The following is a 13,629-nucleotide window of genomic DNA, read 5'->3' as shown; positions in this document are numbered from 1 at the left end:
TCCTGAAGTAGCGTCAGAGCCTTGCTCCAGCGCCACTCTTGTTTCGCTTTGTACACTTCAAAACACCACAAGAATTAGAAAACCGACCCCTTACTTGATCTCACGATCTGGTTCAGAGGGGGCCGGTGACTTATGACTAGTACTGTACCTCATTTTATTACTGATTTAGGGTCCAAAATCTATCTCAGAAATTATTTGATAAATCGAATTGAAAGCAATCTAGCGCTACCAAGAATTTCAGAAACTAGATTCCGACTAATGCAGCATCATTGCTGCCTCTCGCATCACTTTGATTGCCGTATACTTTCCCCACTCACGTGAGAAGGAGAGCCCCTGGGCTCTATATGAAAAATTATCTAGAAATCCATCGCATTCTCACTGCGGCAACAAAGATCCTTTATCTAATGCTAAGACCGGGCCCACCAAAGGAAATAAATCCTAAAGGTGAGGCCCGGCCACTTACTGAATTACGTACTTTTTACATGAACTGAGCAAGAGTTGCCTGTAGCTGTGCTATGAATGGCGCACCTTGTGCTGAGTTCAGGAAGAATCCAAGCAGGCCACCCAGTGCACCAAGTACACCGAGAACTGCTACGAGGGATCCAGCGGATGAACCGGAAGCCTGATCATCCGTGTTGTCATCACCGTTGCCGTTGTCGTCACCTTCAACGGTTACTGGCAGTTCAAAGGTAGTGCCATTGTCAGTTGCGATCTTGACAGAGGTAGCTCCCTCAGGAACAGCCAGGGTGACAGTCGCCTTGCCGGTGCTATCAAACCGAGGAACGATGGTGTTATCGACGTCCGCAGTCTTCTTCTCAGAACCGACGGTCACTTCAACAGTGGAAGGCTTTTCTTCAGGTCCGGTGTAGGACAGGGAGGAAAGCTCAACGGTCAGCTCTTCACCAGCTACCAGGGTTCCGTCTTCTGCAACTCCAGGGCCGGAGAGGGTGATACCTACAGAGCTCTGGTTAGCACGAACATCAACGTCTGGGTGTGCTGCGATGTAGTTGTTGAACAGGTCAATGTCGACCATGCCGGTTTCAGCGATTGGGCCGCCTTCAGCGAATGCGGTGAAGGAGTCGCCACCTGCGAGCAGGAAGGACGATCCTGTGACGCGGTAGGTCTCCTTCATATCCATTGGCTCACCGTTGAAGGTGATGTGGGTGATGCGGTCGCCGTATTCGCGGGTCTCGTCGTAGGAGTACTGGACGTTGCTGGACAGTCCCAATGCCAGACGTGGGCGGTCGCCGGTTTCCTTCCACTGCTGCTCCAGTGCCTTCTTGAACTGTGCACCGGTCAGGTCACGTGCGCCATAGGTGTTGGAGAAGTTCTGGGTTGCGTATGCATCTGCGAAGGTAACTTCGCCTGCTTCGAGGTCCGCACGCACGCCGCCTGCGTTCATGATGCCGATGTCAGCGTTCAGGATGGTCGCGTCGTTGACTGCCCACAGTCCAGCTTCTGCGATGAGGTTGCTCAGGGAAGACTCAACACCACGGTTGGAGCCGGTCGTACCCTCTTCATCCGCCCCACGGTAGAAGCCGTTGTCAATGGTTGCAACAACTTCATTACCTGCTTCTTCAGCGGCGTCAACAGCAGCTGCAACGATTGCGTCGACTGCTGCGATTGGAGTCTCACAGTTTTCCACAACGTCAGTAGCAGAGACATTCTTCGCCTCAATGTTGGTGATCTTGCCTGCTTCGCGGTCGTAGGAGATCTCCACGTCGGAGATGACCTTGCCGTATTCGTGGCCCTGGATGACAACGAGTGGCTGCTTGTCGCCACGTGCCTCTTCGCCTTTACCGATGTAATCGAAGTGGGTGTGGCCGGAGAATACAACGTCAACGTTGCTGGAGAACGGATCAGTTGGAGCGGCTTCAGCGTGGATCAATGCGATGACTACGTCTGCTTCGCCTGCCTCAATGACGCGATCTGCTTCTGTGTTGATGGCGTCGATGTCGCCGGTGAAGGTGATGCCTTCGATGCCTGCTGGGGAGACCAGGGTGGCAGTCTCTTCGGTTACTGCGCCGACGTAAGCGATCTTGACGCCGTCCATCTCGATGATTTTAGACTTTGCTGGAGCTGGGGTGCCACCTTCAACGTTTGCGCCGAGGTATGGGAACTGTGCGCTGCCGGTGCCGTCGAGGGAGACGCGGTCGGTCAGGTCTGCGTAGCCCTGGTCGAATTCGTGATTGCCCAGTGCGGATGCGTCAACACCGATGGCGCTGAGGGCTTGCAAGGTTGGCTCATCCTTCAGGATGGAGGACACGAATGGGGATCCACCAATGTTGTCACCAACGGTGATGAAGCTGGTGTTTGGGTTGTCTGCGCGTTCAGCGTCGACGTAGCAGGCAACGCCACTGGCACCCATTTCTGAGTAACCGGTGATTACACCGTCATCGTCTTTAACAGCCTTCTGCTCGATGTGTCCGTGGAAGTCGGTGACACCGAGGATGTTGAGCTCAACATTGCTTGCTTCGTCTGCGAAAGCTGGAACTGCGAGTGCGCTGAAGCTAACTGCGGTGGTGGCGACCACTGCGAGGGCTGCACGGGAAAGCCTCTTCATTAAATTCTCCTGAAAAAGAACCGGCAACGAGCCGATTTTTAGATGGCGTTTTAATTAACGAAGCAATTAAAACGAATGGAGAATTCGGTGAGCTGGGGCTTTCCATTAGCGAAAGATGATATTTATGTACTGTTCACCCGGACCGCACCTAAACTTAAATCTTCACCCTCTTTATGGGGTGTTAAGCGAGCAATTTCAGGATACTCATACACAACTTGTAATAGGTCTTATATCCAGTCGCAACAATCTTGTTGGATCCAATGTTGCCTAGGTTGGGATTGTCTAGGCGCCATTCCATTTTTGCCAGATATTGCGAAGGTGTGAGTTCGGCAAGCTCCTGCGTGCTCCTACGCAGTTTGAAAATCGCTGGTAGATCGCGGATCAGGAGGCGAAGGGACTTCACCTTGAGCCCGACCCTCTTTTCCTTTGCGGCAATCGCCCACAGTCCCAGGTTCACTCCGAGGATCTGCGGGATCAGCACGAACAGCAATGGAAGCGGCAGCACGCTGAGCAGCAAAACGTGTCGGTTTCGTTCGATGTAAATCCACTTGTAGTCACCCTTGGCGTAGTCGTAGTGGTGGGTGACATACGCGGAATGCAGGAGACCAATTCGACCGCCGGCCAGCAGCAAGCGGGCGGAGAAGTCAGTGTCTTCGTGGTACATGAAATACAGTTCTTCCATGCCGCCGAGGCGTTTCCACCAGTCCACGCGCACGGCCAGGCAGGCGCCGGAGGCGATGGAAATATCGGTAACTTCAGATGAGCCTTCAACTGGTTTTTCATCCAGACCAGTCACCCACGACAGTCCGGAAATATGCAGGGCGTTGCCTGCGGAGTTGATGGTGCCGTCGGGAAGCAGCAGGTACGGCATGAATGCAGCCCACTGTTCATCGACGCGTCTCAGCGAATTGAACAGGGTGGGATCGTCGATCACGGTGTCGGGGTTGAGGAAGAACAGCAGGTCAACGTCATCCACGATGTGCGCTGCGCCCACGTTGCAGCCAGCGGCGAAACCACCGTTGTCGTGGTTGATGATCTCCACGCCGTGTTTTTCTAGGCGCTCCCCCACGGCGTCTTTCAGCACCCAAGGTTTGCGGTTGTCCACGACAACCACGCGGTCACCAGTTTTCAGCTGATCTGCAAATGTGTCTACCAGGTTGGCAACATCTTGTTCGTGTCCGTAGGAAACGATCACTACACCGATGCGTTTGTTGCTCATCAAATATTCCTCATACTCTCACCGACTCGTTGCCCACCTTACTCGGCCTTGCGCAGTGCCTTGTCAATTCCTTTGAGCAATGTGGGGTGTGCGGATTTTTGTTCAAAAATTACGGCGCGCATGCCCATGTATGCGATTTGGTCGGCTGCTTGGTTCAGTGGATCCCCGGCGTGCCCTAGTACGCGGGATAATTCCACAACGCACTCGTCGATAAGCGCCTCCCAGGCATCCCGGAACCGGTTGCGGGCGCGTGCGGTGATGCCGCGCCACCTGCCCCGGCGCGGTCGGGTGTTGAGGATGAAATCGATGGCTTCAAGGGCGGCTTTGCTGTCGGATTCGATGATGGCTTGTGTCGCGCCGATGGTTTTGAGGTAGATCAGGGCGTGGGTGATGCTTTCGAGTTCTAACTCGTCGGAGCTTGCGGTGGTGTCTTGGGTCTCCAGGAGGTAGTCGCCGTTTGAGGCTACGAAGCACATGGCGCCGCGGAAGACCCCATCGGTGGAGGCGTCCGTCGCTAAGCGTAAAACGCCTGCGGCGCCTTGCGTGCGTGACAACCGTGGCCACCAATGTGCCTCTTGCCGCTCTTTGACGCGTGGGGCGCGTTCGGCGAATTCGCCGATTTTTTTCGCCTTGTAGAGCGCGGATTGTTCGGCGCGGCGCGAGATCGCCGATGCCTTCACGCCGGCCCTATTTTGCTCGGCGAAGCTTCCGGTGACCAGGTAGTTTTCGCGCACCAGGGCTGCGCGTAAAGCTGCTTGTCGACGCCCAGTTACAATCCACGCCTTCCCGCGGACCCCTTTCAACGCTGATTTCAGCATCGACACAGTCCGGTTGACGGCGTCGCCATTTTTGGTCTGCCCGCTGCGCACAAACCGCCCACGCGGCGAATCCACGGCAATGACCCAACCCTCAATCTTGCCGGATTTTGCCGACTCCCACGGCACTTCCCACAACGCGATCGCCACATGCACCGGCCGGGCGACCATCTCATCGGTGATCTTTCGCGATTGATACGTGCGCGATTGCGTGCCCGCCAGCTGCTCAAGATCAATGGATTTCATGACAATCAAGTTATCATCACTGGGGTCGGTGGCACCTAACAGGAAAATCGGCCATCATGCACTAGGCTCTATCCCTATCATGGATGCATCAAAAAACAGCGACTTTAAAGACACCTGGCTAGTCGTACCTTGTTATAACGAGGCAACAGTTATCCGGGAAGTTTTAGAGAACGCACTCAAAACATTCCCTAATATTGTTGCGGTCAACGATGGCTCCCCGGACAACTCCGCGGAAGAAATCCATGCGGCCGGCGCACACCTGGTCAACCACCCCGTGAACCTCGGACAAGGTGCCGCGATCCAAACCGGCATCGAATACGCCCGCAAGCAACCCGGCGCAAAATACTTTGTGACTTTCGACGCCGACGGCCAACACCAAGTGAAAGACGTTGTCCGCATGGTGGAGCGACTGCGTGCCGAGGACGTGGACATTATCGTCGGCACGCGTTTTGGACGCCCACGCCAAGCCGATGACCAGGTGCCACTAATCAAGCGCCTTGTGCTGCGCACCGTGGTCCTGCTGTCACCGAAAACCCGCCGACTCGGGCTCACCGACGCCCACAACGGCCTGCGCGTATTCAACCAAAAAGTGGCGCAGGAAATGAACATCCGCATGAACGGCATGTCGCATGCATCCGAAATCGTCGACCAAATCGATGAACGCGGCTGGCGCATTTCAGAAGAACCCGTAGACATCCTCTACACCGAATACTCCATGAGCAAGGGACAATCCCTGCTCAACGGCGTAAACATCCTGGCCGACGGCTTCCTAGCGAGGAGACTCCCATGACGCAGACCACCACCCAAATCATCATCCAGATACTGCTCCTCCTTGCGACCGCAGCACTGGCACTATATTTCCTCCGAAACCGCCGCAAAGCCCGCGCCAAAGCATGGGTGAAAATCGGCTTCGTAGTATTCATTTTCGCCGCAGTATGGGCAGTGCTCCGCCCCGATGACCTCACCCAACTAGCCAACTTTGTGGGCGTGGACCGCGGCACCGACCTCATGCTTTACGCCCTGGTTGTGGCATTTATGTTCACCACGCTGTCCAGTTATGTGCGTTTCCGTGAACAAGAGCTGCGTTATTCCAAGCTGGCCCGCGCTGTCGCTTTGCAAAATGCGGTGCTGCCGGAGGATTCCCAGGGTTCTGAGCCCGCTTAGGAAAGCGCTTGGCCACTGGGGGCGATTTAAGGGCTCGAACCCTATCGAATGAGCGTTTGTATGGGTCGGGACCGTTTGAGCGCTTAGAGACGGTTTTAGAGGGGGTCCATTCTGGGGCTGGTGTTGCAGGTGTGATTCCTGTGGGCTGGCTGTTCAACTTTTCGTCCCAGATCGCTCAAAAACCCCTAAATCGAACGAGTTTTTGCATAATCTCCCGGAATTAGCGCAAATTTTCGACCAGAATCGGCCTTTTATCGCGTGCCGGGGACGAATTTTCCCCGTCAGCGCACCCCATCAATCCCTTCGGGGTAGCTGTGAGCTTCCAAGGCAAGGATCCACCACATCCCTGAAGAATCTTGGGATCTGTGGTGGATCCTTGCGTTTTTGAGTGCGGAAAATGCAAAAACCCACCACGTTTCCGCTGATCAGAGCGATTTGTGGTGGATTTTCCCTAGTGGGTGCGGAAGTACTCCACAGTCTTGGCCACACCTTGTTCGATGTTCACTTCAGGCTCCCAACCAAGCACCTCTTTGGCCTTGCCGAAGCTGAGTGCACTGCGTGGCACATCGCCGAGACGTGCAGGTGCATATTCAGGATCATCCTTGGAACCCGCCGCAGCAGCCACGAGAGTATGCAGCTGGCGGTCAGAAGTTTCCACAGAGGTGCCGATGTTGAACCGCTCTCCCCCACCGATTTCCCCAGAAGCCAGGTAGAAAGCACGGACAACGTCCCCGACGTAGACGTAGTCGCGGGTGTTTCCGCCGTCGCCGAATACCTTGGTGTCCAGGCCTCCGAGAAGACGCAGCGCGAAGATGGCCACTACTCCTGCTTCACCGTGTGGATCTTGGCGTGGGCCGTAAACATTTGCCGGTGCGATGTGAGAACAGTCCAAGCCGTACAGGTGGCGGAAGGTGTTCAGGTAAATTTCACCGGACACCTTGGATGCCGCATAAGGGGAATGTGGATCCACTGGCACGGTTTCATCAACTGGGAATTCCGAAGGCTCACCGTAAATGGAACCGCCTGAGGAGGTAAAGACAACCTTGCGAACACCGTGCTGGCGGGCAGCGTCAGCGATGCGGATGGTGGACAAAATGTTGGTTTCGGCGTCGTGAAGAGGATCTACAACAGAGTGGCGCACATCGATTTGCGCTGCCAGGTGGAAAATAACCTCAGGCTTGTGCTCGCCTAAGAACTCGTTGAAATCAACGTCGAGAAGATCGGCTTCCACAAAGGTGAGTTTTCCGGTGGCTTCTGCATCGGAAAGGTTCTCCAGGCGTCCGCGGGAGAGGTTATCGATCACAACAACCTCGTGGCCTTCCTTGATCAAAAGGTCAACGAGATGGGATCCGATGAAGCCGGCACCGCCGGTAACTACTGTGCGCATGTGGCTCACTTTAGTTGTTTCTCAGAATCGGCGTGCACTAAAACTCACAATGATCAGACAAATAGTTGCCATCACCGCACCAAAGCCCAGCATGAACGGGTAACTGAGCCATTGATTCAACCAGGTCATCAAGGCTGGAAAGACCATACCTACGTACGTCAGGCAGTAGAAAATACCCGTCAGGCCTGCCATATCAATAGGTGGAGCAATGTTTTGAGTTTCCGCCAAACCCATGAACATGCACAGGCCATAAGACAGACCGAGGGCCATGCAGACAACTAGCGCCCACCATGGATGAGGGTTCATCACCACGATCACCGCGCCGATCATGCCGATGACTGTGACGAACATAGCCAAAATCGGCCCGCGAGTTTTAGAGGTGCCCATGATTTGAGGACCGAATTGTTGAATACCAAATCCAGAACCTAAGGTAACCAAAGCGATCAGCGCAGAATACGCAACGGGTGCAGAAACCATGTCACGCAACTGCGACGGCAAAACTGCGTAGGCAGTGAAGCCCGCACCGAAAACCCACGGTCCAATTGGAGCAACCACAAACAAGAATCGCTTGTCTAGTGCAGATGGCACAAGCACATCTGACCAGAATGATCCCTTAGTTTTCAGGTGCGCTGATTGACGAGTTTCCGGCGCTGTAATAAGCAACGGGAACAAAATCAGGGTGAGAATAATGTGCAAAACATATGCCAACTGACCAGGTAGTGGCAGCCACTGTGCCATCACACCAGCAAGCGCTGGGCCGAGCGCAAAACCACCGGTCAAAGACATCGATGCGCGTTTTGCGCCAGCACTGGTTTTCACCCCTGGCTCAAACCGCGACGATGAAAGTTCCTTAATCCAGGAACCTCCCGCTGTCATCACCATGCCCACCGAAATTCCCGACAGCACTCGACCAATGGCAATCAGGATGGCGGTTTCTTCACCCGAGGCAATCAACGCGGAACCCAAGATCGCGATCAATGGCGCAGGCAACATGACGGCACGTCGGCCATAGCGGTCAGATAAAGGACCAGCTGCCAGCAAACCTACCGCTACTCCGATGGCATAAAACACCAGCAAAAGGTCGATGAACAGGTTGCTAAAGAACCCTTCACCTCGGTAAAACACCAGCAAGGGAGTGAATTCATTGCCACCCCACGCGACCGTAAAGACCGATAAAGCTACCGCTAGCCAGACTTTACGCTGTGCCCGTTTGTTCGCCACCATGTCAGACATGTTAAGCGCGGACACCCCCATATGGAGGAAATGGCCAGACCAATCTTTAACAGAACGGCCGTTATGCCCTCACACGGGGGTGCTTACGCTTGGGAAGCTCACGCGAGCTAAGGAAGGATGACGCCCTTCGCCTTATGTCCCACCGAAATAATCTCGCCAGAAATTGATGCGGTGCGCGGCGACAATAAGAACGCGATCGCCTCCGCGACCTCCTCCACCGTGGTGTCACCATTTGCGCGGTTTACCTCAGCGTCTGGCTCAGCTACCACGAATCCCGGGCTAATCGCATTTACTGTAATTCCGGTACCCGCGTGACGATCCGCCAGATTTTTCACCACGACATTCAGCGCAGCATTTCGCGCCGACGCAGCAGTACTCAACGTTTTGTATGAGTTCATGCCGGAAAGTGCAACGATGCGCCCATATCCAGCCTCACGCATCTTCTCGAGCGCCACGGTTGCAGCCTTCATAAACGTGATGGCTTTGCCTTCAATAGCAGCCAACACAGTGTCCGGATCATCTGCTGTCTCCGCGCTAAGAGTTTGCGCAGCGGGTGCAGAAGACACAACCAGCCCATCCAGGCGACCATGTTCTGCGATCACCTGATCAATGCCAGCGCGGACGGACGCTTCATCCGAAGCGTCAATAGATAAGGGCGTGCTTCTCGACGCCGCTACCGCGGTTGCGCCTTCTTCAGTTAAGAGTTTTACAACTTCAGAACCAATAGTTCCTGCACCGCCAACAACAAGTATGACTTGGCCACCAAGTTTAAGATCCATGGTGCCCAAGCCTACTAATCGTTCGTGGCTTAGTGCCCGCGTTTAATCCATTCCTCCAAGTGTGGAGCCTCAGCCCCCACACTGGTGTGATCACCATGTCCAGTGCGCACGGTGGTTTCCGCTGGTAGATCCAAAATTGAGGTCTTGAGGGACTCAATGATGGTGTCAAAGGAGCTGTACTTACGACCAGTTGCTCCCGGCCCACCCTGGAACAAAGTGTCTCCAGAGAAGAGCTCGTTTGCTTCAGGGAGGTAGAAGCAGCTGGATCCAGGTGAGTGTCCAGGGGTATTAAGCACGATCAGTTCAGTTCCAGCGATTTGGAACTTCTGCTGATCTGCCAAATCCTCATGAGCCAGGTTTCCGTGGGTTTCCTCCCACAGCATTTGATCACCTGGGTGCACGAAAATCGGTGCATCAAATTCCTTGGCCAACTCAGGCGCAACAGTGATGTGGTCATTGTGTGCGTGGGTGCACAAAATGCCCTTCACAGTACGTCCACCGACAGCCTCGATGATGGGTGCTGCAGTGTGTGCCGCATCGATGATGAAAACCTCATCATCATTTCCCACAACCCAGATGTTGTTGTCGACTTCCCATTCGCCACCATCAAGGGCAAAGATGCCTGAGGTGACAATGTTTTCTACGCGCAATCCGTCGTGAGCCATTTAGATCTCCACCACAGAACGCAGCACGTCGCCAGCCTTCATGGTGTTGAAAGCCTCTTCAACATCATCAAGACCAATACGCTCAGAAACAAACTTATCCAGTGGGAAACGACCCTGCAGGTGCAGATCCACATAGGTTGGGAAATCACGCTCAGGCAGGCAATCGCCGTACCACGCAGGACGCACCGAACCACCGCGACCATAGAAATCAATCGCAGGAACATCTACGCGAGACGTCAGGTTTGGAACGCCCACCATCACCATGCGGCCTGCATGATCACGGGAGTAAAACGCCTGCTGCCAGGTCGGCATGATGCCTACCGCATCGATGGAGACGTCAGTACCGAAACCATCGGTAAGCTCACGAACCTTTGCCACGACCTCAGAGGCATCACCTTCGCCACCAAGACCAGAGGAATTAATGGTGTGGGTTGCGCCGAATTCCTTCGCCCACTCCAACTTCTTCTCATCGATATCAACAGCAATGATCTTCGATGCACCAGCAATCTTGGCGCCAGCAATAGCTGCCATGCCCACGCCACCAAGGCCGAAGACTGCCACGGACTCGCCGCGCTTAATATCACCGGTGTTTACCGCAGCACCAAGACCTGCCATGATGCCGCAACCCAGAAGGCCAGCTGCTGCTGGATCTTCCTCAGGGTTAACCTTGGTGCACTGGCCTTCGTGGACCAGGGTCTTTTCCAAGAACGCGCCAATACCCAGTGCTGGGGACAGCTCGGTGCCGTCTTCCAGGGTCATCTTCTTAGAGGCGTTGTGGGTGTTAAAGCAGTACTTTGGCTCGCCCTTCTTACATGCACGGCACTCGCCGCACACTGCACGCCAGTTCAAGATGACGAAATCGCCGACCTCAACGTGGGTGACGGACTCGCCTACCTCCTCAACAATGCCTGCTGCCTCGTGGCCGAGGAGGTAAGGGAACTCATCTGAAATATCGCCATCGCGGTAGGCCAAGTCGGTGTGGCACACACCGCAGGCCTGAATCTTGACGATGACATCGTTAGCACCTGGATCAGGGACAACAACGTTTACTTTTTCTACCGGTGCACCCTTGGACAGGGCGACAATTCCAGGCACGACAGTGCTCATGGACACTCCTTTTCAATAAGATTTCAGTTGTGCCCACGAGACTACCGACAAACTAGAGATTAAGTCCGTGACCGTACTTGTAGGCCACCCCTGCGGAGTCCACGTAAGTGTAAGACTCATCGAGGAACTTGCCTGGGATATCGCGAGGGGAATCAGCAATCGCCTGCATAGAAGCAGGAACAGTCAATGGCAGCTTGCCCTTTGGTCCACCCTCTTGACCAGTCAAAGCCTTGAGAAGGAACTCTGGCTTGATCTCAAAAGTGCCCACCACAGCAGCGGCACCAGGCTCGATCTCAGACAGCACCCAAGGGTTGGTGAAGTTCACAGCCAAAATGGTTGGGACTGCGGCTTCCACAGCCTGAACGCGTTCCACATCGACACCGTTGGCACGAGGGTCAACAGAGAGGGAAACACCTTCGAGGTCATCTTCAAACAGTGCAATTTCAGGGCGAGCCCACACGATTGCAAGATCTGCTTCTGACTCGGAAGACACCAAGGTTACCCCTGGGAGTTCTGCGCGGATGGCAGCTTCCAGCTGTAGTTGAACCTCGTCGATCTTGGTACGGCCAGTAACCAATGGGTAGATCTTCAGGCTTGCTGCAGGATCCAGTGGCAGCACGGATGGGTTGTTGCGCAGCAAGGTGACGGAATCAAGCTGTGCTTTGTTGCCCAATGCAGAAACCTCTGGCGCACCAATGATCTTTTCTGCTTCATCTTCAGAGACGTATGGGTTCTCAAACAGACCAAGCTGGAAGATTTCCTCCAGGAGTCGCTGGACTGGCTGATTCAGCTCTGACTCATCAAGGTGTCCCTCAGCAACTGCTTCGAGCAGTCGACGTGGGTTAGCCATGTCGGAGAAAATGTCGGTGCCTGCACGCACTGCTGCGGCGAAGCGTTCTGGCTCGCTGAGTTCCTCCACGCCCCACATCATGGCGTCGATGACGCCGGAGTCGGAGTTGACGTACCCACGGTGACCCATGGCGTCGCGAAGCAAATCCTGAATGAAGGTGCGGTTGTAGGCAAACGCAACCTCTTCGAACTGCGTGGTCGGGTTTTGCCACAGTTGCTGATCGAGCTGGTTGGCGGAGTTGTTCATTGGCCGTGCGTAGTAAGGCATGATCGAGGCGCAGCCAGCGTCGATAGCTGCCTGGAAAGGAGACAGATGGTACTTGCCTAGCGCATCTTCGGTTGGGTATTCATTGGTCTGACCCCAGTGGAAGTGAGGATCGTGGCCGTCGAGGCGCACGCCGCCACCTGGGAAGTGCTTAATGGTGGTCGACACGGAATTCTTGGACAGCTCAGGGCCCTGCAAACCACGCACAACAGCAGCGATGTAATCAGAGATCAACTCCGGATCCTCACCAAAAGTACCGTTGAAGCGGGACCAACGAGGCTCAGAAGCGAGGTCAGCCATGTAACCGTACAGCTTGTGCACACCACCGGCACGCCATTCCTTAGCAGCCTCGGTACCGAAAGTCTCCATCAGTTCAGCATCGCGAAGCGCAGCAAGACCCAGCTCGCCAGGCCACTCAGAGAACACACCCGCGGACTCGTTCACACCGAACTGCGCAACGAGCGCGACGTGGTTACGAGGATTCGACGCAAACACAACAGGAATACCCAAACGGGAACGCTCCGCGACTTCCTGAACAGCATTGGTCCAAGTAGCAAGCTCACGAGCTGGCAGGTTGTCACGAACAATTAAGTAACGCTGATTGCGCAGGTTAATGGCATTTTCAGTGGAAGAAGTTGCCAGCACAGGCTCGGTGAAAGGAACACCCGTGATCGGGTTATCCTCACGCCACATATCGACGGGGTTCAGCAAAGGCTCGCACTTTTCCGCGTCTTTGCCTTCACTCTCCGGCGCCAAAGGCGAGTATCCGGGGTAGTGCGAACCGATGATCATCAGGCCCGCTTTTTCTTCCATATTCATACGTTTCACCAGGTCAGCGGCACGCTCTGCTGGGGTTAGACGCCAATCTTCATAAGGTGCAAGTACGCCGTCGCCGTCGAGATCGCGGAATTGTAGGCCGTCTTGTTCAATGACACGAGAGAGGCGGGAGCCGATTTGAGGCTGCTCTTGAGACATAATGGTAATCCCTTTCCCTGTTTCTTACCATCGTAGTCAGATTTCCCCCACAAAAAACAGACACTTGTCCAACACTTCTCACCTATACGGGGTTAGACAATTAAGGTGTCAAAAAGGGAGGTCTCGAAGCGATGTGAAAATCGGGTGTGCACACTCGTATGGATTTTTGTGAATTGGGCCCCGCAGTGCGGTTTTCACACCTCACCAACCAGAAGTCGTTTTAAGAGGTCTAGTTTCACGGATGGGTCAGAGTGTGGGTCGAGGCGTTTTAACCCCTTAAACACGATTCTGCGAGGGCATGATTTTTGGGTTCCACACTGCCCTTTCGGGCCGGATGCCGTATTAAACCAAACGCGACCTTA

Annotated in this window: 11 protein-coding genes; 2 read left to right on the top strand and 9 right to left on the bottom strand. The window is 54.6% G+C overall.

Annotated features, from left to right (window positions below; all coding sequences use genetic code 11):
• Positions 1-478: 478 nt before the first annotated feature.
• The 3 genes from KW808_RS01890 to KW808_RS01880 all read right to left on the bottom strand — a co-directional run bounded on the left by KW808_RS01890 (position 479) and on the right by KW808_RS01880 (position 4,843).
• A complete protein-coding gene (locus tag KW808_RS01890) occupies positions 479-2,563 on the bottom strand; it encodes a bifunctional metallophosphatase/5'-nucleotidase (protein ID WP_003863259.1) in 2,085 nt (694 codons plus the stop codon).
• A gap of 181 nt (positions 2,564-2,744) precedes the next feature.
• Positions 2,745-3,782, bottom strand: a complete 1,038-nt coding sequence (locus KW808_RS01885) for a glycosyltransferase family 2 protein (RefSeq protein WP_003863260.1) — start codon at positions 3,780-3,782, stop codon at positions 2,745-2,747.
• 38 nt (positions 3,783-3,820) lie between these two features.
• A complete protein-coding gene (locus KW808_RS01880; protein WP_003863261.1) occupies positions 3,821-4,843 on the bottom strand; it encodes a ribonuclease HI in 1,023 nt (340 codons plus the stop codon).
• Between the two features lie 79 nt (positions 4,844-4,922).
• On the opposite strand from KW808_RS01880, the gene ppgS reads away from it, so the two are divergent.
• Both ppgS and KW808_RS01870 read left to right on the top strand, forming a co-directional pair.
• A complete protein-coding gene (gene ppgS, locus KW808_RS01875) occupies positions 4,923-5,633 on the top strand; it encodes a polyprenyl-phospho-N-acetylgalactosaminyl synthase PpgS (RefSeq protein ID WP_003855424.1) in 711 nt (236 codons plus the stop codon).
• On the top strand, positions 5,630-6,007 hold the full coding sequence (locus tag KW808_RS01870) for a DUF2304 domain-containing protein (protein WP_003863262.1): 378 nt from the start codon (positions 5,630-5,632) through the stop codon (positions 6,005-6,007). Before ppgS ends, KW808_RS01870 begins: the two co-directional genes overlap by 4 nt.
• Before the next feature lie 451 nt (positions 6,008-6,458).
• Here KW808_RS01870 and KW808_RS01865 read toward each other — a convergent pair whose 3' ends face one another.
• The 6 genes from KW808_RS01865 to KW808_RS01840 form a co-directional block, all read right to left on the bottom strand.
• Positions 6,459-7,394, bottom strand: coding sequence for a GDP-mannose 4,6-dehydratase (locus KW808_RS01865; protein WP_003863263.1), 936 nt, complete (start codon positions 7,392-7,394; stop codon positions 6,459-6,461).
• A gap of 21 nt (positions 7,395-7,415) precedes the next feature.
• On the bottom strand, positions 7,416-8,648 hold the full coding sequence (locus KW808_RS01860) for an MFS transporter (RefSeq protein ID WP_003863264.1): 1,233 nt from the start codon (positions 8,646-8,648) through the stop codon (positions 7,416-7,418).
• 86 nt (positions 8,649-8,734) lie between these two features.
• Positions 8,735-9,406, bottom strand: a complete 672-nt coding sequence (locus KW808_RS01855) for an SDR family NAD(P)-dependent oxidoreductase (protein WP_003863265.1) — start codon at positions 9,404-9,406, stop codon at positions 8,735-8,737.
• Between the two features lie 29 nt (positions 9,407-9,435).
• Positions 9,436-10,071 (bottom strand): MBL fold metallo-hydrolase, encoded by a 636-nt coding sequence (locus KW808_RS01850; protein ID WP_003863266.1) that lies wholly within the window; start codon positions 10,069-10,071, stop codon positions 9,436-9,438.
• A complete protein-coding gene (locus KW808_RS01845; protein ID WP_003863269.1) occupies positions 10,072-11,178 on the bottom strand; it encodes an S-(hydroxymethyl)mycothiol dehydrogenase in 1,107 nt (368 codons plus the stop codon).
• A 52-nt stretch (positions 11,179-11,230) separates the two neighbouring features.
• The gene (locus tag KW808_RS01840; protein WP_003863272.1) at positions 11,231-13,267 is read right to left on the bottom strand and encodes a glycoside hydrolase family 3 protein; all 2,037 of its coding nucleotides are present in this window, start codon (positions 13,265-13,267) and stop codon (positions 11,231-11,233) included.
• Positions 13,268-13,629: the final 362 nt, after the last annotated feature.

It is taken from the genome of [Brevibacterium] flavum (genome assembly GCF_019317305.1).
Classification (GTDB): domain Bacteria; phylum Actinomycetota; class Actinomycetes; order Mycobacteriales; family Mycobacteriaceae; genus Corynebacterium; species Corynebacterium glutamicum.
The sequence above is the reverse complement of the archived record's forward strand: the minus strand, read 5'-3'. Positions and strand labels throughout refer to the sequence as shown.

Bases quoted from the DNA above. Each gene is read 5' to 3' on its own strand.
- KW808_RS01890 (WP_003863259.1), bottom strand. From the start codon at position 2,563: ATGAAGAGGCTTTCCCGTGCAGCCCTCGCAGTGGTCGCCACCACCGCA.
- KW808_RS01885 (WP_003863260.1), bottom strand. From the start codon at position 3,782: ATGAGCAACAAACGCATCGGTGTAGTGATCGTTTCCTACGGACACGAA.
- KW808_RS01880 (WP_003863261.1), bottom strand. From the start codon at position 4,843: ATGAAATCCATTGATCTTGAGCAGCTGGCGGGCACGCAATCGCGCACG.
- ppgS (WP_003855424.1), top strand. From the start codon at position 4,923: ATGGATGCATCAAAAAACAGCGACTTTAAAGACACCTGGCTAGTCGTA.
- KW808_RS01870 (WP_003863262.1), top strand. From the start codon at position 5,630: ATGACGCAGACCACCACCCAAATCATCATCCAGATACTGCTCCTCCTT.
- KW808_RS01865 (WP_003863263.1), bottom strand. From the start codon at position 7,394: ATGCGCACAGTAGTTACCGGCGGTGCCGGCTTCATCGGATCCCATCTC.
- KW808_RS01860 (WP_003863264.1), bottom strand. From the start codon at position 8,648: ATGGGGGTGTCCGCGCTTAACATGTCTGACATGGTGGCGAACAAACGG.
- KW808_RS01855 (WP_003863265.1), bottom strand. From the start codon at position 9,406: ATGGATCTTAAACTTGGTGGCCAAGTCATACTTGTTGTTGGCGGTGCA.
- KW808_RS01850 (WP_003863266.1), bottom strand. From the start codon at position 10,071: ATGGCTCACGACGGATTGCGCGTAGAAAACATTGTCACCTCAGGCATC.
- KW808_RS01845 (WP_003863269.1), bottom strand. From the start codon at position 11,178: ATGAGCACTGTCGTGCCTGGAATTGTCGCCCTGTCCAAGGGTGCACCG.
- KW808_RS01840 (WP_003863272.1), bottom strand. From the start codon at position 13,267: ATGTCTCAAGAGCAGCCTCAAATCGGCTCCCGCCTCTCTCGTGTCATT.